Origin of the sequence: Aeromonas sp. S11(2024), from assembly GCF_041402345.1 — a bacterium.
GTDB lineage: Bacteria > Pseudomonadota > Gammaproteobacteria > Enterobacterales > Aeromonadaceae > Aeromonas > Aeromonas veronii.
The window spans coordinates 1-20,065 of record NZ_JBGLRC010000037.1; the positions used below are offsets into that span (position 1 = coordinate 1).

General features: G+C 59.4%; 21 protein-coding genes. 12 read left to right on the plus strand and 9 right to left on the minus strand.

Translation table 11 applies throughout. The features are described 5' to 3' along the window. From ACB040_RS19420 to ACB040_RS19445, 6 genes are all read left to right on the plus strand, one after another. The coding region (locus ACB040_RS19420; RefSeq protein ID WP_371156152.1) for a DDE-type integrase/transposase/recombinase at window positions 1–412 on the plus strand (412 nt) is incomplete at its 5' end. A gap of 198 nt (window positions 413–610) precedes the next feature. After that, window positions 611–1,495, plus strand: a complete 885-nt coding sequence (locus ACB040_RS19425; RefSeq protein WP_338773970.1) for a DMT family transporter — start codon at window positions 611–613, stop codon at window positions 1,493–1,495. A 105-nt stretch (window positions 1,496–1,600) separates the two neighbouring features. Then, the gene (locus ACB040_RS19430; protein WP_338773969.1) at window positions 1,601–3,538 is read left to right on the plus strand and encodes a methyl-accepting chemotaxis protein; all 1,938 of its coding nucleotides are present in this window, start codon (window positions 1,601–1,603) and stop codon (window positions 3,536–3,538) included. A 502-nt stretch (window positions 3,539–4,040) separates the two neighbouring features. After that, window positions 4,041–5,171, plus strand: a complete 1,131-nt coding sequence (locus tag ACB040_RS19435) for a porin (protein ID WP_047439344.1) — start codon at window positions 4,041–4,043, stop codon at window positions 5,169–5,171. Between the two features lie 95 nt (window positions 5,172–5,266). After that, window positions 5,267–5,956: a DUF2057 family protein gene (locus tag ACB040_RS19440; RefSeq protein ID WP_338773967.1), complete on the plus strand. Its 690-nt coding sequence runs from the start codon at window positions 5,267–5,269 to the stop codon at window positions 5,954–5,956. 89 nt (window positions 5,957–6,045) lie between these two features. Next, complete coding sequence (locus tag ACB040_RS19445; RefSeq protein WP_371156149.1) at window positions 6,046–6,873, plus strand: SDR family oxidoreductase; 828 nt, start codon at window positions 6,046–6,048, stop codon at window positions 6,871–6,873. A gap of 91 nt (window positions 6,874–6,964) precedes the next feature. Here the strand turns inward: ACB040_RS19445 and ACB040_RS19450 are convergent, their stop codons facing one another. Then, window positions 6,965–7,297 (minus strand): DUF1904 family protein, encoded by a 333-nt coding sequence (locus ACB040_RS19450; RefSeq protein WP_338773964.1) that lies wholly within the window; start codon window positions 7,295–7,297, stop codon window positions 6,965–6,967. An 88-nt stretch (window positions 7,298–7,385) separates the two neighbouring features. Here ACB040_RS19450 and ACB040_RS19455 point away from each other — a divergent pair, with 88 nt between their 5' ends. The 4 genes from ACB040_RS19455 to ACB040_RS19470 all read left to right on the plus strand — a co-directional run bounded on the left by ACB040_RS19455 (window position 7,386) and on the right by ACB040_RS19470 (window position 10,975). Beyond that, window positions 7,386–8,273 carry a TraB/GumN family protein gene (locus ACB040_RS19455; protein ID WP_069526495.1) on the plus strand — a complete coding sequence of 296 codons (888 nt, stop codon included), beginning with the start codon at window positions 7,386–7,388 and terminating at the stop codon, window positions 8,271–8,273. A gap of 136 nt (window positions 8,274–8,409) precedes the next feature. Continuing rightward, complete coding sequence (locus ACB040_RS19460) at window positions 8,410–8,589, plus strand: DUF3149 domain-containing protein (protein ID WP_005338733.1); 180 nt, start codon at window positions 8,410–8,412, stop codon at window positions 8,587–8,589. A gap of 187 nt (window positions 8,590–8,776) precedes the next feature. Continuing rightward, a complete protein-coding gene (smrA, locus tag ACB040_RS19465; protein WP_042080672.1) occupies window positions 8,777–9,358 on the plus strand; it encodes a DNA endonuclease SmrA in 582 nt (193 codons plus the stop codon). A gap of 138 nt (window positions 9,359–9,496) precedes the next feature. Next, window positions 9,497–10,975, plus strand: a complete 1,479-nt coding sequence (locus ACB040_RS19470; RefSeq protein WP_338773961.1) for a carboxypeptidase M32 — start codon at window positions 9,497–9,499, stop codon at window positions 10,973–10,975. A gap of 132 nt (window positions 10,976–11,107) precedes the next feature. On the opposite strand, the gene ACB040_RS19475 is transcribed toward ACB040_RS19470, so the two are convergent. The 6 genes from ACB040_RS19475 to ACB040_RS19500 form a co-directional block, all read right to left on the minus strand. Beyond that, on the minus strand, window positions 11,108–11,509 hold the full coding sequence (locus tag ACB040_RS19475) for a VOC family protein (protein WP_042080670.1): 402 nt from the start codon (window positions 11,507–11,509) through the stop codon (window positions 11,108–11,110). Between the two features lie 94 nt (window positions 11,510–11,603). Then, a complete protein-coding gene (locus tag ACB040_RS19480) occupies window positions 11,604–13,235 on the minus strand; it encodes a hypothetical protein (RefSeq protein WP_371156145.1) in 1,632 nt (543 codons plus the stop codon). After that, the gene (locus tag ACB040_RS19485) at window positions 13,232–13,792 is read right to left on the minus strand and encodes a PilW family protein (RefSeq protein WP_371156143.1); all 561 of its coding nucleotides are present in this window, start codon (window positions 13,790–13,792) and stop codon (window positions 13,232–13,234) included. The genes ACB040_RS19480 and ACB040_RS19485 overlap by 4 nt, the downstream gene beginning before the upstream one ends. Next, entirely contained in the window at window positions 13,786–14,178 is a 393-nt protein-coding gene (locus ACB040_RS19490) for a prepilin-type N-terminal cleavage/methylation domain-containing protein (protein WP_120414906.1), read from the minus strand. The genes ACB040_RS19485 and ACB040_RS19490 overlap by 7 nt, the downstream gene beginning before the upstream one ends. Further along, window positions 14,175–14,594 carry a GspH/FimT family pseudopilin gene (locus tag ACB040_RS19495; protein ID WP_338773953.1) on the minus strand — a complete coding sequence of 140 codons (420 nt, stop codon included), beginning with the start codon at window positions 14,592–14,594 and terminating at the stop codon, window positions 14,175–14,177. Before ACB040_RS19495 ends, ACB040_RS19490 begins: the two co-directional genes overlap by 4 nt. A 1-nt stretch (window position 14,595) precedes the next feature. Then, entirely contained in the window at window positions 14,596–14,985 is a 390-nt protein-coding gene (locus ACB040_RS19500; RefSeq protein ID WP_005343572.1) for a type IV pilin protein, read from the minus strand. Between the two features lie 411 nt (window positions 14,986–15,396). Between ACB040_RS19500 and ACB040_RS19505 the strand changes: the two genes are divergently transcribed. Together ACB040_RS19505 and ACB040_RS19510 are read left to right on the plus strand one after the other, a co-directional pair. Continuing rightward, window positions 15,397–16,935, plus strand: a complete 1,539-nt coding sequence (locus tag ACB040_RS19505) for an AlkA N-terminal domain-containing protein (protein ID WP_338773952.1) — start codon at window positions 15,397–15,399, stop codon at window positions 16,933–16,935. Further along, a complete protein-coding gene (locus ACB040_RS19510) occupies window positions 16,932–17,405 on the plus strand; it encodes a methylated-DNA--[protein]-cysteine S-methyltransferase (protein ID WP_069526501.1) in 474 nt (157 codons plus the stop codon). The genes ACB040_RS19505 and ACB040_RS19510 overlap by 4 nt, the downstream gene beginning before the upstream one ends. A gap of 68 nt (window positions 17,406–17,473) precedes the next feature. Here ACB040_RS19510 and ACB040_RS19515 read toward each other — a convergent pair whose 3' ends face one another. Both ACB040_RS19515 and ACB040_RS19520 read right to left on the minus strand, forming a co-directional pair. Continuing rightward, window positions 17,474–19,333 (minus strand): U32 family peptidase, encoded by a 1,860-nt coding sequence (locus ACB040_RS19515; protein ID WP_371156139.1) that lies wholly within the window; start codon window positions 19,331–19,333, stop codon window positions 17,474–17,476. Window positions 19,334–19,430: 97 nt separating this feature from the next. Then, on the minus strand, window positions 19,431–20,039 hold the full coding sequence (locus ACB040_RS19520; RefSeq protein WP_338773947.1) for a LysE family translocator: 609 nt from the start codon (window positions 20,037–20,039) through the stop codon (window positions 19,431–19,433). Window positions 20,040–20,065: the final 26 nt, after the last annotated feature.

The following is a 20,065-nucleotide window of genomic DNA, read 5'->3' on the forward strand; positions in this document are numbered from 1 at the left end:
GCGGGTCGTGGGCTGGGCGATGTCTGATAAACCTGATGCAGAATTGGCAATCAAAGCACTGGAGATGGCCTATCAGCAGCGGGGTTGCCCATCCGGTGTGCTATTTCACTCCGACCAGGGCAGCCAATATGGCAGTCGGGCATTTCGGCAACGACTGTGGCGTTATCGCATAACCCAGAGCATGAGTCGGCGTGGAAACTGCTGGGATAATGCCCCGATGGAGCGACTGTTCAGGAGCCTGAAGTCAGAGTGGCTTCCGGCAACGGGATATATAAGCCTGCGGGAGGCAAAGCGGGATATCAGTTACTACCTGATGGATTACTACAACTGGCGGCGTCCACATCACCACAATGACGGGATACCGCCAGCAAAAGCCGAGGATCGGCCTAACCAAGTGTCCGGATTTAGTTGACCACTACACCATACTAAACAAGGGGTTGGCATCTTCACGATGCTAACCCCTTGGTCGTTTTTGGCTACAATGAATCCGACCATCCAACCGTAATGACCCTCTCCTTTCTGCGTTCAGAGCATGCGCTCTCTGATAGACTGCTTCTCTTCGGCTTGTCTTTGAGGCCAAGCCCTGCTTCATCTTGCAAAGGAGTGTTGGATGTCCGGATGTTCCTGGTGGGATAGATCCACCGGTTTTGCACTGCTGACCATTGTGCTGTGGGCCTCGCTGGCGGCGCTGACGTCACGGGTCACCAGCGTGTCACCACTGGTGCTGGTCGGGCTGGTGCTGTTTTTCTGCGGGGTCGGGGCCTTGCCGTTTTGGCGCCAATGGCGCGCTCGCCCTATTACCTGGCTGGTGACGGTTACGGCATTGCTGCTCTACCATCTGCTGCTCTTTATGAGCTTTCGCCATGCCCCGGTGCTGGAGGCCAACCTCATCAACTACCTCTGGCCGCTCTGCATCATTCTGTTCACCCCGCTGTTGTTGCCCGGCCATCCACTCCATGCCCGTCACCTGCTGGCTGGCGCCTTTGGTCTGGCGGGCTCCATGCTGGTGATGGTCAACGGCGAGCTGCAACTACAGCAGACCTATCTGCCGGGATACCTGTTGGCGCTCGGTGCAGCTGTCGTCTGGGGAGCCTACTCGGTATTATCACGCCGTCTGCCGCCAGCCCCCGCCGTGGTCACTGCGGCAGCCTGTCTGCCCGCGGGTTTGCTGGCGCTGCTGCTTGCCCGTCTGCTGGAGGGGCCCCTGCCACTCGCGCAGATCCCCACCAGTGACTGGTGGCTCATCATCGGGCTGGCGCTGGGCCCCATGGGGGCGGCCTTTGTGACCTGGTATCTGGCACTGCGAGACGGCGATCCACGCCGGATCGGTGCCCTTGCCTACCTGACACCGCTGCTGAGTACCTTGCTGCTGGTGTTGCTCAATGGAGAAAGGCTGACCTCGCGCCATCTGCTGGCCGGTGCACTTATCATGGGCGGCGCCCTGCTCGGTATGCTGGGCCAACGCAACAGAGCACTGGCATCCCCAGCCAGTTAAGTCGGTAAAATAGGGCCACCTGACCATGCTGTCATAAAAACGCCATCATCCCTGTTTAGGCTCGGGCCACGCTCCCCCATGGTCTGTGCTGACAGGAATTACCCCGTGAAAATCGCCCATTACGCCACCCTCTCCTCCCTTGTTTTGTTACTGGTCGCGGGAGGACAGGCGCTGGCCCTCTACCACGGCTGGCAGCAGCTTGCCCGTACCAATCAGGCCCAGCATCAGCACGAGACGCTGCAACAACTGGTGACAGTGACCCTGCAAAACAGTCTGCGTGACTACCTCAACAGCGGCGATCCGCAACAACTGACAGCAGCGGAGAAGGTCCGCCAGCAAGCGCTCTCCTCGCTGGCCGCTCAGGATGATGCCGTGGCAGCCCCGCTCAGACAGCAACTCGAACAGATGGCGCAGCGCATCGCACACGACTATCAGGCCGCAGGCAAGCTCTCGGGCAACAGCCAGCTGCTGCTGCAAAATGCCGAGAGTGAGCTGGGCAGCCAGGCCATGGAGCTGATCCGCTATGGGGAGCAAGGTGCCAACACGGAACAATCTGCCGCGGCACAGCAATATCGCCGCGGTGCGGCCGAGATCCTGGCGGGCCTGCCGCGCCTCGCCCATTTGCGCCAAAGCTATATGGAGCAGGGCAATGAAAAGCTGCTCGAAGGGATCCGCTTCGAGCTGGAGGCACTGCAAAAACAGGCGCAAGCGCTGCAAGCCTTGCCGCTGCTCGGCCTGTACGAAGAGGCGCCCGCCGATGAATTCACGCTGGGGGAGCCGGTGCGAAAGGAGCTGGGAGATCAACCACGCAGCGAATTACGCTCGCTGCTGGGCCGCTATCCACAGGAGCTGGCCAACAGCCGCACAGCGCTTCAGCAACAACAGGCTGGCCGCCAGACCGTGCAGCAAGACATCATGGCCATGTTGCAAGCGACCAGACAGATGGGGGAACAACTTTCCCGCGATCGGCAAGCAGTCAATCAGGAGCTGGCCACCATCCTCGGTACGCTGGCGCTCTGCCTGGTGGTTGTCGCCCTGCTGTTTGCGCTGGTGCAACGACGCTGGCTGCTCGCTCCCTTGTTGCGACTGCGCGGAGCCTTTCTGCAGCTCGATCAGACGGGGCAGGCCGAGCCGTTGCCTACCGGGCGCGATCGCAACGAGCTGGCCGATATCGTTGCCAGCTACAACCGGCTGATCGGTCGCCTGCAACTGGACCAACAACAGAAAGAGGGGCAGCTGTCAGCGGTATCCCTCAGCCTGCAAGGAATGGTCAGCCAGGTTGACGAGATCCATCACAGCACCCGCACCACCGAACAGGTGGTCGACGAGAGCGGCCAGATGATGGATGAGCTGAACCAGCTGGCCGGAGAAGTCCATCAGGTCGCCGCCGACATCGCCCAGCATGCCCACCATAACGAACAGGCGATGAGCCAGAGCGAAGATCTGGTGGGGAGCATGCTACACGCCACTCATCAGACCGGACTGGCGATTGACGAAAGCGATGAGGCGCTGCAAGCCCTCACCCGCTCGGTTGCCGATGTGACGGCCATTGTCGATGTGATCGGTCATATCGCTCAGCAGACCAACTTGCTGGCCCTCAACGCTGCCATCGAAGCGGCCCGCGCAGGGGAACAGGGACGCGGCTTTGCCGTGGTTGCCGATGAAGTGCGCCACCTCTCGGCCAATACCCAGCAATCCCTCAACCAGATCACCGATATTCTGGGGCGCCTGACCCAATCCGGCGAACAACTTGGCACTGTACTGAACCGGATCACCAGCGAATCAAGCCGCCAGCGGGCGCAGGCGGAACAACTGCGCCAGACCACCCAGGCAGTGCGGGAGATCGCCCGCAACACCGCAGTGATCGCCCTGCAAGGCGCCGACAACGCCAAAAGTCAGGAACACAAGCTAGCCAGTTTTGCCGATCTGATCGCCCGTATCCATCAGCATGCCCGTCAGGTGAGTCAGCTCTCGGTGCAGGTCTCCTCCCATATCCACCATCAGGCGCAGCAGATCCCCCGCATCCTCGGCCAGCAAGGCTGACCGCTATTCGCCCCACAGCTTTGCCAGATCACTTTCCCTCAACCAGAGGGAAAGTTTTTTTGTAGCACAAAATTATCTGTTATCGGCAGGTTAACTGACACCTCTTCCCCCGTACCGGATGAAAACCCGCACTGGCGCTGGCTGCGGCCTCAAGAAAACGCTCTCATCACCGTGATACCTGCCATGAGGCTGTTTACGACCTTGCCCATGATTATTTGCACTCGGTCATACTTTTGAAACGTTGAGGGAACTTTTCATTGATATTTCGCACCGCGAACGTACTCTTGGAGTTGTCCGATAGCCAAGAATCGGAACATAAAAAAACAACATGTGATGATCAGGACTGCGAACTAGAGATGTGCCAAGACATCCGGGTTTGCAGGTAGCCAAGACAAGATTTTTTGCCCTTCGGGGTGTTGATTGCAATACCGATAATCGAGCGGAAGGCACACAGCCAACTGCCGAAAAAAAAAGCTAAGTCCATAAAATCAGGAGCTATCTTATGTTCAATAAATCCGCACTGGCTGTTGTCATTGCTTCAGCTTTCGCACTGCCTGCTCATGCAGATATCAAGAATGTCGACATCTATGGCCAGATCGCAATCTCTGCCTGGACTGGTGCTGACTGGGCAACCGTTGATGCCAATGGCGGATACGAGAACCCCATCAAGATCGAAAATGAATCTCGCATCGGTTTTCGTGGCAGCAAGGATTTTGCCAACGGCCCCAAGTTTATCTGGCAAATCGAATCCGGCAACGTCGGTGAGTCTGGCGGTGACGGCAAGCTGGGTGTGCGCGATACCTTCGGTGGTTTCGAGTGGGAAGGGATAGGTAAAGTTCGCGCAGGCCGTATGCTAACACCGCTCTATGAAGTGCTTGACTGGCCGTACAGCAGTATCTCTACCGGTAAAGTGATGGACTGGCGCGGCGACATCATCGGTGGTGGTAACTACGACCGTCAATCCAACATGATCCGCTTTGACTCCGCCAACCATAGCGGCTTCAGCTACAACCTGGCGCTGGGCCGTGGTAACAATACCGATGATGCGAGCTCCAACTTCTATGGCTTGGGCGCCCACTACAATACCGGTCCGCTGACTCTGCACGCGACCTATGAAAAAGGAACTGACCGCAAAATCGGAGATGGCGCGTTTAACAAAACCCAGAAGGGTGGCGATACCATCCTTACGCATACTAGCGGAACAGGCGACTCAAATGCCTATCTGCTGGGCTTCGAGCTGAACTTTGACAATGGCCTCGGCTTCTACGGTGCCTATAAGCGCCTGACCGCCGATTATACCGACATGGACTTGAATGTTATCGGTGTAGGCACCTCACAATTGAACGGCATGTCACAAGATAGCTATACCTTGGCCACGATATACAACACAGGTCTGTGGCAGTTCAAACTCGCCTATGCCGCCAACCTGAAGCCTGAATTTGAAACGGCGGCTGGCGACTTTAAGGTGACCGAGTTCAGCGACTCCATCATCTCCGGTCAAGCCATGTACTTCCTGGATGACTCCGCCGTTGCCTATGTTCGTCCTTACTATCTGCAGCGCCGTGGTCTGTCAGTGGTACAAGATGGCGATAAAGAGTTTGGTCTGGGCATGGGCGTAGAATACTACTTCTAAACCCTGGCTTGTGTTCCCTGTATTTAATGCCTACTTGGCGGGCCCTTACAGGGCCCGCCTTTTTAGTTGTGATGAAGACAAGAGGTAAACCAGAAATGAAAAAGACCATTATGGCAGCATTAATCGCCACACTACCCTCTGTCAGTCAGGCTGCAGTCAATCTGGAAATAGGCAGAGGGGTAGAACTCGTTGCGGTCAATGGTATTCCGGTTGACTCCCCGCTGTTTATTGGCAAGGTAGACAATCAATCTTTGTCCGACGGAGACAATCAAATTGCGATTAAAATCTCTCAATTAGTCAAAGATAAAAACAATACAAAAAAATATAACTCTCATGTACATGTATTGACATTTAATGCTGCAAACCAAGCAATATCGGTAGAAGCACCGAGGTTGCAAACATGGGAGCGAGGAGAGGCGTTTGACAAACAACCACAATGGAAACTCTCGTCATCCGGCAACACCGTTTCATACAAACTTGGTGAGCTGGTCTCTATGACCAATATGTCCGTGCTTCGTAATTTTGGCGAAGAGCTTGACGCATTTAACCGTAGCAACCAACCAGCGGCGCTACCTCAACTGGCAGGTGCAATGCAGGGTAATGTGAAAAACGTATATGACTTGCCGACACAAGGCAGCAAAGTTATTCCCGCAGCTGTAGCCACAAAATCCATTCAGCCTTCCGATATCAGTGGCTCAGCCTCCCAACAAGCTCGATTCTGGTTTGACAAAATGACCCCAACCGAGAAACGCGATTTTATCTCTTGGGCAGCGCAAAACCTGTAAGAAGTACTGTTTATCACACTTAGCCCGCTTTTATGCGGGCTTTTGTTTCATGTATCCTCAAGCGATACATCGTATAGAGATTTCCCATCATGCCCCGTTTTGTTCTGATCACCGGTTGTTCCAGCGGTATTGGCCTCGCCGCCGCACAGGCGCTGGGGCAGCACGGTTTTACCGTGATCGCCTCGGCACGCAAGGCGGAAGATGTGGCCCGTTTGCAGCAACAGGGATTGCTGGCGGTACAGCTGGATCTGGCGGACCCTGCTTCCATCGAGCTGGGTGCCAGTGCGGCGCTCCATCTGGCGGGCGGGCGCCTCTATGGCCTGTTCAACAACGGCGCTTATGGCCAACCCGGGGCGCTGGAAGATCTGCCCATCGAGGCGCTCAGGGAGCAGTTCAATACCAACCTGTTTGGCTGGCACCATCTGATCCGTCAGGTGCTGCCGCCGATGCTGGAGGCCAAAGAGGGGCGGATAGTGCAGAACAGCTCGGTTCTGGGACTGGTTGCCATGAAGTATCGCGGCGCCTACAACGCCAGCAAATTTGCGCTGGAAGGTTATAGCGACACTCTACGCCTCGAACTGGCGGGTAGCGGGGTACATATCAGCCTGATTGAACCGGGCCCCATCGATACCCGTTTTCGTGCCAATGCCCGCAGCGCCTTCTTGCGGCACATCGATCCGGCCCAGAGCCGTCATCAGTCGGCCTACCGCCAGACCCTGACACGGCTGGAAAAAGAGGGGGCCACCAGCGGCTTTACCCTCCCAAGCGAAGCCTGCATCCCGCCGCTGCTCCATGCGCTGACCCACGCCCATCCCAAGGCGCGCTATCCTGTGACCACTCCAACCCGGCTGTTTGCCTTCCTGCGACGGGTATTGCCCACTCGCTGGCTCGATAAACTGCTGGCCAAATCAGCCTGATCCCGTGATTGACGATAAGCATCCTGCCGCTCAAGTGGCGTTAGCCGGGTAGCTGCGTCACCCGTCCCGCCAACCTGGTTTGTCCCTCTCTTCAATAGTGCTCGCCATTGCTGTAGTAGGCGCTCTTGACCAAAGGAACCACCTGCACCACCACATAGGTCTGCTCCCCCAGCACCTGCTTCAAATGGCGCGTGATAAGGCGCGCGGCGGCGTCCTGCATCTCCTGCGGCCGTTCGAACCAGTGCAACTCGACAAACGGAAATCCCGCCTCTGGCTCGCCGTTACGGATCCAGCAGCTCTCCACCCGCTCCATGGTGACAAACTCCGGCTTGCCGCCGGTCAGCTCGCAAAGCTCGGCCAGCAGCGGGCCGCTCACCTGTTGCACGGTCTCGAGCGCCACGGCGCGAAAACGAAGATGGGGCATGGCAAACCTCTTGGTTATCTGAAATGAGGACTTATCATAGGGGTTATTGTCAGCAAGAGAAGTCACCCGGCGCATATTAAGGATCCCCATGAGATTTCATCGCACCCTCTTTGCCTTCCTGCTCTGCCTGCTGCTACCGCTGCACGCCTTTGCCGATCCCGCCTTCTATCGGGTGAGCAAGGGCAACCAGCAACACTGGCTGCTGGGCTCCATCCATGCGGGCAAACCAGCCCTCTATCCTCTGCCCGAGTCAGTGGAGCGTGCCTGGCTGCAGAGTCGCGCACTGGTGATGGAGGTGGACATGAACAGCATCACGCCGGATCAGTGGCAACAGACCGGCTCACTCACCCGACTGGTGGATGGCAAACCGCTCAAAGATCATCTGCCTGCCGAGCTCTATCAACGCACCCTGATGGCGGGCGCCCGCTATGGCATCGACGAGGCGACCCTCGCCACCCTGCGCCCCTGGTTTGCCGCCATTACCCTGACCCAGGCCGCCATGGCCCGCTCCGACTTCAAGAGTGAACTCGGGATAGACCAGCACTTCGCTACCCGGGCCGCCAAAGAGGGCAAACCGGTAGTGGGTTTTGAAACCCTGCTGGAGCAGCTCGGTTATCTGGCCAGCGTGGGTGACAACCAGACCCTGATGCTCGCCAGCACCCTGGATGAGCTACCGATGCTGGAGAGTGGTTTCGCCGCCGTGATGAAGGCGTGGCAGCAGGGGGATGAGGCGACGCTGATCAATCTGCTCAAGGAGGAGATGGCCCCGCCCGCGCTACAGAGCTGGATGGAGCAGACTCTGCTGGCCGAGCGCAACCACAACTGGCTGAAGAAATGGTCCGCCCTGCCCAACGAGAGCTTTATCGTGGTAGGCGCCCTGCACCTTTACGGCGAACAGGGGTTGCTGGCGTTGCTGGAGCAGCAAGGGTGGCGCATTACCCCGCTCACCACACCGGGCCCTGTGCAGGCTCGGTAGCAAGGAGTCCAGTGAGAACGATCACAGATCGCGCTGGTTATTAAACAACCTGCAAGGGAGTTGATCGGGATCATCCCGGACGGGGCAAAGAGGTATTTATCATGCCTGTCATCAACCGGGTGACAGGAGCAATAAAATGGACTTTTGGCTGGACCTGATGTTTGGCAACAGCGTGGGATTGATGTCGATGCTGGTGATTATCGGCACCTTCTTGCTCATCAGCTCTTACGCGGCCTACTTCATCTACAAGGTGATGCACTCGCAACCGCCTCATTCACAGCAACCCCATTCTCAACAGCCCAAAGAGGGAAAATAATCCTCTGACCACAGGCGGCAGCTCACACTGACCGCCTGTGCTGTTTTATGGTTCGCGACTGTGATTCCCGAGCCAGACTGCACCAGTGTCCATGCTGGGCGCCCCTTATCCCCTGCCCCTTTCCCCGTTTTCTGTGCCGGTTGCGGCCGTTATAATGGCCCCCACTTTTTCTTATGGGGAGCCTGCCGTGTCTCATAACGACGAACTCTCGCTATTCATGAATGAAGTGGCCGACGTGCGGCCCATTCGCAGCGACAACATCCATCCCCATGCGGCCAAATCCGCCCCGACCGAGGCGCAGCTCGCTCGCCGCCAGGCTGCCACTGCCGAACAACTCGCCCTCGACCACCTCACCATGGAGGCCATCGAGATGCTAGATCCGCACGAAATCGTCGGCTTCAAGCGTGATGGGGTGCAGGAGGGGGTCTACAAGAAGCTGCGGCTCGGCAAATACGAGCTGCAGGCCAGCCTGGACTTGCACCAGAAAACCCTCAATGAGGCGCGCCAGACGCTGGTGCAGTTCATTGCGGATTGTGAAGTCCGGGATATCCGCTGCCTGCTGATCCTGCACGGCAAGGGAGAGCGCAGCACCCCGCGCGCCCTGCTGAAAAGCTATGTCAGCGCCTGGTTGCCGCAACTGCCCGCCGTCATGGCAATCCACAGCGCCGAGCGTCGCCACGGCGGCAGCGGTGCTCTATACGTGCTGCTGCGTAAAAGCGAACGCAAAAAAGCGGAAAACCGCGAACGGCACCAGAAGCGACTCGGCTAATCCGCGTTTCGCTCCCACGTCTTTTGCCCGCCAGCATGAAGGTGGTCAACTATACAGCGGCGGTGTTAGCATCGAACGGCCCCGATCATGCCAGGTACGGGGCGGCATACCATCAGGGACGATAACAAGGACAATCCCATGTCATATCAAAAGCTTGAACAACATCAGCAGCAGATCCACCGCTTTAGCCACCTCGCCGCCATCTGCGGCTGGGATCAGGCGGCCATGATGCCGGAAGGGGGCAATGATGCCCGCGCCGAAGCGATGGCCGAACTCGGTCTGCTGATCCACCAGAAGCGCACCGCTCCCGAGCTGGGCGACTGGATTGCCAAGGCCGAGAGTGAGCCGCTCGATGAAGTGCAACGGGCCAACCTCGGCGAGATCAAGCGCCAGTGGCAAGATGCCAGCCTGCTGCCCGGTGAGCTGGTCGAAGCGCTATCGCTCGCTGGCAGCAAGTGCGAGCACGCCTGGCGCAGCCAGCGCAAGCAAAACGACTGGGCCGGTTTTGCCCCCAATCTCGAGGAGGTGGTGAAACTCTCCCGTGAAGTGGCGCAACTGCGGGCCGATGCGCTTGATGTGCGCCCCTACGACGCCATGCTGGCCCTCTATGAGCCGGGCATGACCAGCGTACGGCTCGATCAGATCTTCGGCGATTTGGCCAGCTGGCTACCGGCTCTTATCCAGACCGTGAGTGAACAGCAGAAGGGCGATGCCCTGCTGCTGCCGCAAGGCCCCTTCCCCATCCCGACCCAGCAGGCGCTCGGTCAGGAGGTGATGGGACTGCTCGGCTTTGATTTCGCCCATGGCCGGCTCGATGTGAGCAGCCACCCCTTCTGCGGCGGCGTGCCGACCGACGTGCGGATCACCACCCGCTATAACGAGCAGGAGTTTGTCTCCAGCCTGATGGGCATAGTGCACGAAACCGGTCACGCCCGTTACGAGCAGGGGCTGCCGCGTCATCTGCAGGGTCAGCCGGTGGCCGAGGCCCGCTCCATGGCGATCCACGAGAGCCAGAGCCTGTTTTGCGAGATGCAGCTGGGGCATCATCCGGCCTTCCTCGCGCTGCTGGCGCCACGCATTCGTCACCACTTCGGCGAGCAGGCGGCGTTTGCGCCGGACAATCTGGCCAGGCTCTACAGCCGGGTCGAGCCGGGCTTTATCCGGGTCGATGCGGACGAGGTGACCTATCCGGCCCACGTTATCCTGCGCTACGAGCTGGAGCGCGATCTGGTGGAAGGGAAGATCGAGGTGGCCGACATCCCCGAGCTGTGGGACGCCAAGATGCAGCAGTGGCTGGGGCTCTCCACCAAGGGAAACTACCGCAATGGCTGCATGCAGGATATTCACTGGACCGACGGCTCGTTCGGCTACTTCCCGAGCTACACCCTGGGCGCCATGTATGCCGCCCAGCTGCGCTTTGCCCTCGAAAAAGAGCTGGGCAGCATGGGTGAGGTGATCGCGGCGGGCCGCCTGCCGGAGATCTTCGGCTGGCTCGGACGCAACATCTGGTCACAGGGGAGCCTGCACAGCACCGACGAGCTGGTGCGCCGTGCCACCGGTGAAGCGCTCAACCCGCACTGGCTGCGCCAGCATTTGGAACAGCGCTACCTGAAGTAATGAGCGCAGTAAGCTAACAGCAGAACGGGGCCCTTTTTAGTTGACCACTACAGGGCCCCGTTTTTATGGCGGTTCATTTTTATGGCGGTGCATGGCACAGCACGCCACCACCATGCTGTAAAAAGAGAGGGTTCAGAGGGGGTCCGGGGAACCCAGCAACTCGCGCAGTTGCAGGATATTGCCCTCAGGGTCGAAGGCGTTGCGCACCACAAAGCCGGGCCCCGTCCACTGCTGTGGCAGCAGGCCGCCGCCGAGATCCGCTGCCTTCGCTTCTGCCCAGGCGAGGCTGGAGACGGTGAAGAAGAGCTTGATGGCCCCCTCTTCCCGCAATTCCGGCGGCCGCTTGATAACAACTTGCCCGGCATAGGGCGCAGGAATGGCGTGGATCAGCAGCTGGATATCGCTGTTTTCCAGCACCACCAGCTGCTCATCCTGACTGCAGACCACCATCTGCAGCAGCGTACGGTAAAAGTGGGTCAGCAGGCCCGGATCCTTGGCATAGATCAGGGCACCGGCACGAGCGGGGCCTGGCATGGAGCTCTCCTCAACAGTGAACGACTGGGTGGACAGATCTCCACCTTCTCACAGTTGCGCGCCCCGTTCGATCCTTTTTAGCGGCTCGCCAGCCTCACTGCACAAAGTGCCACTGCCGCAGTGCCAGTGTCGGAGGCGGCCCCTGATCTTCGCCCAAATCTGCCATGCCCAGCGCCTCGTCATAGTGCACACCGCCCGCGCCACTCTCGGTCAGGTGTTTTGCCCGCACCGCCCCGTACAGACCTCCACTTCCGCTGATCTTCATCTCGGTGAGCGGGGCATAGAGGGCGGCATAAAGCGGCGTATTGCCCGACAGCTTGATCCCATCCTTGCCGCTATACGCGGAATAGAGGGAGATAGCGGGCGTACCGCCAGCGGTCAGCCCCTGCTTGACTGCCGTCACCTCGGCACCGGCCCCGAGATCGACCTTGCCGCTGACGATCAGGGTCAGGCTGCTCCCCTCGCTCACCGTCAACTTGTTGCTGCCAGTCATGGTGAAATCCTTGTCGATCAGCAGCACCACATCCCCCTTGATGGTGAGACTGGCATCGGCCCCCATATTGAGACTGTCGAGCTGATAAATGGTCTGCTCCTTGCCAAACAGATCCCCCTTGCCGGGTAGCGGTAGCCCGGGCTTGTGCTGGTTGCTGCTGGTGACCGAGCCGGTGGCGGGATCCGTGGTCAGCACCATCTGCTGGGTGGCCCCAAGCGTCAACGGGCCATTAATAGGCAATGTTGCAGGGGGGAACGATTTGGGCAGCGCGGCCACATTGAGCGGGTCACACACCTGTCCGGCCACGGGTGGCAGCTTGGGATGAGTGCGGTACTGGGGATCCAGATACTTCTGATGCTTGGCATCAAGGAATGCCCCGTTCCCACCATAGTTCAACTTGTCGCCAGCAATGCTTGTGCCATGACCCATAGAAACATCACCATTGATCGCAACAGCTCCGGCAATATGCCCCCCTTGCAAGGCAAAATTTCCACTCCCGTTTACGCTGCCCTCAACCCTGACGACCCCATCAGAGGGAGAAATGGTGATATCGCCGCCAGCAAGTACATTACCTGCAACAGGTGAAGAGCCGTTCAAGGTCACCGAGCCGGTCGCCCGCACATCACCCCAGATGGGGGAGTGCCCGGCGAGCACTACATTGGCCTTGTCGCTGACGGTCGCCACCTTGGCGTTTTGCCCTTGATTAAGAGTCCCGGAAACAGACTCCTTGTACGCCCCCTTGCGCGAATCGTAGCTGTCGATAAAACCGCTACCGGAGAGGCTGAGCCCTTCACACGCCACCACCGAATCCTGAAAGATGAGATTGCCGGGCTCGCGCTTAAGGGCAAACAGGGCGTTGAGGCTGGCATTCCCCTCCAGAAAGTGACCATGGCTCTGCAACGCCAACTTGCTGCCGGCGGAGGCATCCAGCTGTTCGATGCTAAAGCGGCTGCCCGCCATGGCTCCTTCCCCCTTGCCAGGCACCTTCTGCACCAGCCGCTCCCACTCTATCCGCGGTTCGGCGCCAAGGGCCTGATACAGGGCACGATAACTCTCGTTCATCCCCTGCTCGGCACTGAGCTGCGCATTGATCTTCTTGTGAAAATTGCCGCTCAGGCGAGTCTGCAACTGGTTCTCCTGAATGCTGGTAAACACCAGCAGACTCGACAGCAGGCTCACCACCAGCACCACCAGCAGTACGGCTCCCCGCTGCCCCTGTAATCCCTTGTTCATCCCGCTCCCCCTGCTGTGGCGTTGGCACCGGATGTGGCCAACGCTGCCGCCCAGACCGCCTTGCGGCGGGCCACCTGCACCTCTACTCCCGGTGCCAGATAGCTCGGCAGCCCTTCGGGCAAGATGCGGATATTGACCAGTGCACCCTGCTGGCCGAATTCAAGATCCTGAAGATGGGCCAGCAACAGGCGCGGGCCATCTCCGTCATCGCAACTGAGTACCGGCGGTGTGAAGCGGTACTGCTCGGTAAAATCGGCGGTTTTCTGGTTGCCAAGGCAGGAGAGCACCTGATTGCCCCCCTCTACCTTGAAGGCCAGCGTCAGGCGATCAGGGGTGACCGCTATCAGCTGATCCGCCTGCTTGATGCTGTTGGTAAAGGTGAGAGTGGCAAAGCGCAGCACTTCGTTCGCCTGCTCCAACGCCTTGCTCTGCTCGACCGTGCTCTTGATCGGGGCGTAACCGGCAAAAATCGCCAGCATCAGCATCAGACCGAGCACCATGGAGATCATCAGCTCGACAAGACTGACACCTCGTTGCTGGGAGGGGACGCTCAGCATAAAGGCGGAAATCCTGCGTTCAGCTCCACTCGCTTGGCGCCGGAGACCCGTTCATCCTGCCACTCGATAGCGACCACAAAGTTGTCGCTATAACGGTTTGGTAGCACCAGCCGGTGGCCCTCGTGCAGGGTGAAGCGGGCAAGAAAATCGGCCTGGGTGAACCGCTCGGGCTTGCGCTGAACTTCGCACAGCGAACTCCAGATCTGCTCCACGCTGTTGCTCGCCTCGATCGTAGCCAGCGTGCTCTGCAAGCTGTAGTGCGCCTGCTGCAACGAGACCACCTGCCCCTTGGCGAGACCGAGAAACACCATCACCGCCAACACCATGGAAACCATGATCTCCACCAGATTGAAGCCCTGCTGGCGGGCAAGTGCGGCGTGTCTCATGAGCAGCTCCCTTGCAGCAGCTGGCCGCTCGGGGCCACGCAGAGCACCCGCTGCTCACCGAGGCGATTGGCCAGAATGATCTCGGCGTGGCTGCTGCTGCCGGTTGGCGCGATCTGGATGGGGTCAAACGGCTTGATCACCACGCCGCCACCGGGAGCTGATGCCTGACGCAACCGCTGGCTGTCGGCCATCACCTCCCAGCCACCGTTCTCGGTGCCCTGCAGCACCACCAGCAGGGTCAGCTTGACCGCTTCACTGCGGGCAAAACGGTAGGCAGACGCGAGTTCGGTCGCGCTGCGATCGAGCCGTTCGGCCGCGAGGCGCTGACTCATGGAGGGCAACCCGACCAATAGCAAGATGGCGGCGATGCCGACCGTGATCATCAACTCAATCAGGGTAAATCCGCGCACATTCATTTTATGATCCCCAGCAGTCATGGCGATTGGCCGCGCGATAACCGGTCTGATCGAGGGTCAGAGTGCCGCACTCATCCTGTTGTCGCGTCGTTGGAATGGCTTTGAGCAGGTAGTCGCCAGCATCTTGCTGGCTGTAGCTGAACTGGTAGAAATCAGTGTTGGAAGGGGTAGCAAACGTATCGGGATAACGGCCCTGTTGGGTATAGATACGTTCGAGGGCGAGCGCCTGCTCCAGCAATTGCTGCTGCGCTTCGTAACGACGTCCCTGTTGCAGATAACCCTGATACGCTGGCAACGCGATGGCCGCGAGAATGCTGACAACCGTCATGGCGATCAACAACTCGATCAGACTAAACCCCCGGCAATGGGGCCATGCCTTACAGTCGTTCACTTATCATCCTTGGCAAGTGTTGTTGTTATTGGTCGGCCTAAGGCCGCAGATGTGATGACTTAATAATCACCAAAAATTAACTGACTCGATTGAACAACACAAAATCACCACACTCAATGTAAAAAAGATAGTTATGTGATCTGTTATTAATTTTTAAGCAGTTTTCGCCGCCACTAATCTCGCTAAGCAAATAAAGCTAAGCCAATCGTGCCTACGACCCGTCCGTTATGCCCCCTTCTGTCGAGCCGCGATACATGAATAACAGCGTGACGAAGAGTGAAACCCGGCCGTGCAATAAAAGAGCAAAATAACCTTTGGCCAATTTTTGCTATCACTGTCCGTTTCTGGCTAGTCATGGCCCCCGAGCCCCCTTACTCTCTTGCCATCTATTCCAGCAAAGCCGCCAACACCATGAATGCAAAGCCCAGCCCAGAGTCGTCACCGGATGAGGTGATCAACACCCTCAGCCGTGAGCAGTGTCACGCCGCACGGCTCGCCCGCGATTCTCGCTTCGATGGCCGCTTCTTTACCGGCGTGTTCTCGACCGGTATCTACTGCCGGCCTGTCTGCCCGGCACGGCCACCGCACGAGCACAATGTGCGCTACTTCCAAAGCGCTGCAGCTGCCGAGCAGTATGGGCTGCGACCCTGCCTGCGCTGCCGCCCTGAGCTGGCCCCCGCCGCCCGTGGCGATCTGCCGGTTGAACTGGCTCGTCTGTTGGCGCGTATCGATCGCGGTGAGCTGGCAGACAGCACGCTCGCCGAACTGGCGGCGGAGAGCGGTATCAGTGAGCGCACCCTGCGCCGCCAGTTCGAGGCATACCTTGGCGCCTCACCAAAACAGGTGGAACAGACGCGCCGCCTGCTGCTCGCGAAACGACTGCTGACCGAAACCGGGCTACCCATCACCGACATCGCGTTTGCCGCTGGCTTTGCCAGCATCCGTCGCTTCAATGACGCCTGGCTCAACGCCTACGGGCTGGCCCCACGCACCCTGCGCCAACAAGAGGATCATGCGCCAGAGCACATGAGCACGCAGCCCCGCGGCGCAACCCTGACGCTGCAACTGCCCTACCGCCCCCCGTATGACGTAGCGGCCATGCTGGCGTTCTACCGGCTGCGGGCGATCCCCGGGCTGGAGCGAGTAGATGGCGAGGTGTATGAGCGGCGCTATCGGGTCGGCGATCAGGTCGCGCAGGTGCGTATCGCGCAGGGCAAGGGGCATAGCCTGCAGCTCACCGTCCATGATCTGCCGCTCGCAGCACTGCCCGATCTGCTCTATCGGGTGCGCCGGATGTGGGATCTCGATGCCGACATGCAGCGGATCGGTGATCTGCTCGGTCAGGATCCGCTGCTCGCCCGCTTGCAGGCGCGCAGGCCCGGCGTGCGACTGCCGGGTGGCTGGGACGAATACGAGGTGATGCTGCGCGCCATCGTCGGCCAGCAGGTCTCGGTCAAGGGAGCCATCACCATACTCGGGCGACTGGTAGCCCGTACCGAGGCGCAATTCGGGGTGGCGCAACTACCGACCCCCGCCCAGTTGTGCGAACTCGATCTCGACGGCATCGGCATGCCCGGCAGCCGTATTCGTACCCTGTGGGGAGTGGCGAAGGCACTGGCCAGCGGTGAGCTGACCCTCACGACAGCCAGTGATGAGCAGTTGCTGGCACTACCGGGCATAGGCCCCTGGACGGTCTCTTACTGGCGGCTGCGCTGCGGGATGGATACCGATGCCTTCCCCGCTTCCGATCTGGTGCTGCAAAAGGCACTCGGAGGCGGCACCACGCTGCCGGTGAAAGAGGTGTTGGCGCAAAGTGCGGCGTGGCAACCGTGGCGCAGCTATGCGGCCAGCTGGCTGTGGCACGCTATGAGCGAAGCGCCCGATTTGCTGCTCCGTGCCACTGGCAACGAACAACAGCCAGATACCCAACAACAGGAGATAACACCATGATCCGCTACGATATTCTGCCGACCCGCTGCGGCGATCTGCTGGTCGCCATCAATGAATCCGGTCTGGTACACGTGGACTTTGTGGCGGGCCTGCGGGCACTGCCCGATATGAGCGGCTGGCTGCAAAACCCCACAGCGCTGGCCCCCTTCCTCGCCGAGTTTGACGCCTATTTTGCCGGTCGCTTGCAGCGTTTCTCCCTGCCCCTTGCCACCCGTGGCACAGCTTTTCAGCAGGCAGTGTGGCAAGCGCTGTGCAACATCCCCTATGGCGAGACCCGCAGCTACAGCGATATTGCCCGCGCCATCGGCAAACCCGATGCGGTGCGGGCAGTGGGCGCAGCAAATGGCCGCAATCCGCTCTCGATCATCGTTCCCTGCCATCGGGTGATCGGCCAAAACGGCAGCCTGACCGGCTATGCGGGGGGATTGGAGATTAAAAAAGCACTGCTGGCGCTGGAGAGGGGCAATTAAAGGAGTCTGAGTAGAGCACCTGCGATAAAAAATTGCCCCTTTTCCAGATGGAGAAAGGGGCTCATTGATCAGCGTTTCAGGCTGCCCATCACATGCATTTCGCAGCGGTTACAGTCAAAACGCAGGCGGAAGGTGTCTTTACCCATCTTGAGTTCCAGCGGCTCGGCCTTGAGACCTGGCACCTCGTTCGGGCAGAGGTTCTGGCTATAGCGGATGCAATGCTTGGTGATCATCAGTACCACTTCCCGCTCCTCCTTGTTCGCCTCATAGGCGGGAGCAATCCGCTCCACCCCGTGTTCGCGGAAGAACTGCTCGGCCGCGCTGTTCAGCACATTGCCAAGGTAGGAGAGACGGTGCTGGGGATAGTTGATATCCCGCAGGGCAATGCGTCGCTCGGGGCGCTGGTAGCTGGCCACGCGTGCGGCCTCCAGCGCAGCGATGCCATCCCGGCGCAAACCGTTGAGCTGTGATGCGGCGATAAATAGCGGCCTCGTTACTGCCAACTCAATCTTGCGCGCCACAAACAGGGTATTGCCGAGTTTGCCAAGCTGATCCCGCGCCTGTTGCAGCGCCCGCTCCGGGTTGTCGGCAGGTTGTTTGTCACAGGGAAGCGTCACCGCGGCGCTGATGCCTTGCTCGTCGGTGAGCGTGAGGTTCACGCCCTCATCGCACTCTGCCAGCACCATATCGACCCAGATGCGGCGATCCGCGCTCGCCTTCTCCAGCATCTTGCTGAACGCCTGATCGTGGTTACGGTAGATTTCGGTCCCCACCTTCAGCCCCGGCATGCGTTCTGACAGGAGTAACTGCTTACCTTCGACTTTGTTGAGACGCATCCCCACCAGCTCGTTATTCGGCTTGAAGAAGCCCAGACCGTCGCCGTTGTTGAGGGTGACCTGTTTGCCATCAATCTCGATACCGTCACGGGTCACCTTGGTGACCCGCCCCAGCGGCTCGCCCACATATTTCGGGCTTTTGGTGGAGTCGATCCCCTGCTGGCGACCATGGAGGAAGTAATCGGTGCTGCCGCGGTTGAAGCTCTTTTTGGGGTCAGGCGTGAAGCTGTAGCTGCAACGGCCAGCAGAGGCAGCCACCAGATCGGAGCGGCTATCCAGAATGGCGTCCAGCTTCTGGCGATACCAGGCGGTAACGTTCTTGACGTAGTCGAGCCCCTTGAGGCGGCCTTCAATCTTGAAGGAGCGAATCCCCGCCTCGATCAAGGCCTCCAGGTTGTCTGTCTGATCCATATCCTTGAGTGACAGCAGGTGGCTGTCGGCCACCAGCACTTCGCCGTCCGGCTTTTGCAGCGAGCAGGGCAGACGGCAGAGCTGGGCACACTCGCCACGGTTGGCGCTGCGGCCGGTACGGGCATGGCTGATATTGCACTGGCCGCTGTAGGAGACACAGAGCGCGCCGTGGATAAAGAACTCCAGCTGCACATTGGTCACCGCACTGATCTCGCGGATCTGCGCAAGAGACAGTTCGCGCGCCAGCACCACCTGAGAGAAACCCACATCCTGCAGAAACTTCACCTTCTCCGGCGTGCGGTTGTCGGTCTGGGTACTGGCATGGAGCGCGATGGGAGGCAAATCCAGCGCCAGCAGTCCCATATCCTGCACGATGAGCGCATCGGCACCGGCTTCGTAGATCTGGTGGGTCAGGCGCCGGGCCTGCTCCAGCTCGTGATCGTGCAGCAGGGTGTTGAAGGCGACAAAGACCTGGGCTCCGAAGCGATGGGCGTGGCGCGCCAGCGCTTCGATATCTTCGATGGTGTTGCCCGCAGCGCTGCGGGCGCCAAAGGCTGGGCCGCCCATGTAGACGGCATCGGCGCCATGGTTGATGGCTTCGATGCCGTAGGCGAGGTTCTTGGCGGGAGCCAGCAGCTCCAACCGGTTGTTGTGGCTTAACGGGTGCTTGTTCTGGTGCATGGTCTCGGGATCAGGGCGGACAGCAAATGGGCGCTACTCTAGCCCATTCACCACCCGCATGCCTTGATCCCGCTTAAGGTATCTGCGAAATACAGGATTAGATAACCACCTTGAGTGCCAGTCCCAGCAGCACCAAGCCGCTCACCTTGTCGATCACAAAGGATTTGGCTTTAAGCCATGCCAGCACAGGCCCGCGCGAGAGCACCAGCGCCACCAGCACGTACCAGACTGCATCGATCCCGCCCGCGGTGAGCATCATGATGCCACCTTCGCTCCAGCCGGTATCGGCTCGCACAAACTGGCTGAACAGGGCGATGAAGAAGACCGCCAGCTGGGGGTTGAGAAAGGCCACCATAAAACCTTCAAAGGCTCCTTGCCGACCACGCATCTGGTGCACCTCTTCACTCGCTTCACCACTGGCTGGTTTTGCCAGCAGGGCTTTCACCCCAAGCCAGGCAAGAAATGCGGCCCCGCCGTAGCGGATCAGATCAAACAGGATCGGGGTCTGGGTGATCAAAATGGAGAGGCCAAGCGCGGTCACCAGCGCATAGATACCAACCCCGAGGCCGTGGCCAAGCGCGGTGGCGACGCCGTGCCCCTGCCCGCCCTGCACCGTATTGCGGATGATCAGCGCCAGACTCGGCCCCGGGCTGATGGCCCCCATCATGCAGATTGCGGCCAGTGCCAGCCAACTCGTCAGTTCCATGCTTTTCCTCTTTTGTGCTCGATATG

Coding starts and splice junctions, on each gene's coding strand:
- ACB040_RS19470 (WP_338773961.1), top strand. CDS start 9,497: ATGTCATATCAAAAGCTTGAACAACATCAGCAGCAGATCCACCGCTTT.
- ACB040_RS19495 (WP_338773953.1), bottom strand. CDS start 14,594: ATGAATGTGCGCGGATTTACCCTGATTGAGTTGATGATCACGGTCGGC.
- ACB040_RS19450 (WP_338773964.1), bottom strand. CDS start 7,297: ATGCCCCATCTTCGTTTTCGCGCCGTGGCGCTCGAGACCGTGCAACAG.
- ACB040_RS19515 (WP_371156139.1), bottom strand. CDS start 19,333: ATGCACCAGAACAAGCACCCGTTAAGCCACAACAACCGGTTGGAGCTG.
- ACB040_RS19435 (WP_047439344.1), top strand. CDS start 4,041: ATGTTCAATAAATCCGCACTGGCTGTTGTCATTGCTTCAGCTTTCGCA.
- ACB040_RS19480 (WP_371156145.1), bottom strand. CDS start 13,235: ATGAACAAGGGATTACAGGGGCAGCGGGGAGCCGTACTGCTGGTGGTG.
- ACB040_RS19520 (WP_338773947.1), bottom strand. CDS start 20,039: ATGGAACTGACGAGTTGGCTGGCACTGGCCGCAATCTGCATGATGGGG.
- ACB040_RS19460 (WP_005338733.1), top strand. CDS start 8,410: ATGGACTTTTGGCTGGACCTGATGTTTGGCAACAGCGTGGGATTGATG.
- ACB040_RS19485 (WP_371156143.1), bottom strand. CDS start 13,792: ATGCTGAGCGTCCCCTCCCAGCAACGAGGTGTCAGTCTTGTCGAGCTG.
- ACB040_RS19425 (WP_338773970.1), top strand. CDS start 611: ATGTCCGGATGTTCCTGGTGGGATAGATCCACCGGTTTTGCACTGCTG.
- ACB040_RS19490 (WP_120414906.1), bottom strand. CDS start 14,178: ATGAGACACGCCGCACTTGCCCGCCAGCAGGGCTTCAATCTGGTGGAG.
- ACB040_RS19505 (WP_338773952.1), top strand. CDS start 15,397: ATGAATGCAAAGCCCAGCCCAGAGTCGTCACCGGATGAGGTGATCAAC.
- ACB040_RS19440 (WP_338773967.1), top strand. CDS start 5,267: ATGAAAAAGACCATTATGGCAGCATTAATCGCCACACTACCCTCTGTC.
- ACB040_RS19455 (WP_069526495.1), top strand. CDS start 7,386: ATGAGATTTCATCGCACCCTCTTTGCCTTCCTGCTCTGCCTGCTGCTA.
- ACB040_RS19445 (WP_371156149.1), top strand. CDS start 6,046: ATGCCCCGTTTTGTTCTGATCACCGGTTGTTCCAGCGGTATTGGCCTC.
- ACB040_RS19475 (WP_042080670.1), bottom strand. CDS start 11,509: ATGCCAGGCCCCGCTCGTGCCGGTGCCCTGATCTATGCCAAGGATCCG.
- ACB040_RS19510 (WP_069526501.1), top strand. CDS start 16,932: ATGATCCGCTACGATATTCTGCCGACCCGCTGCGGCGATCTGCTGGTC.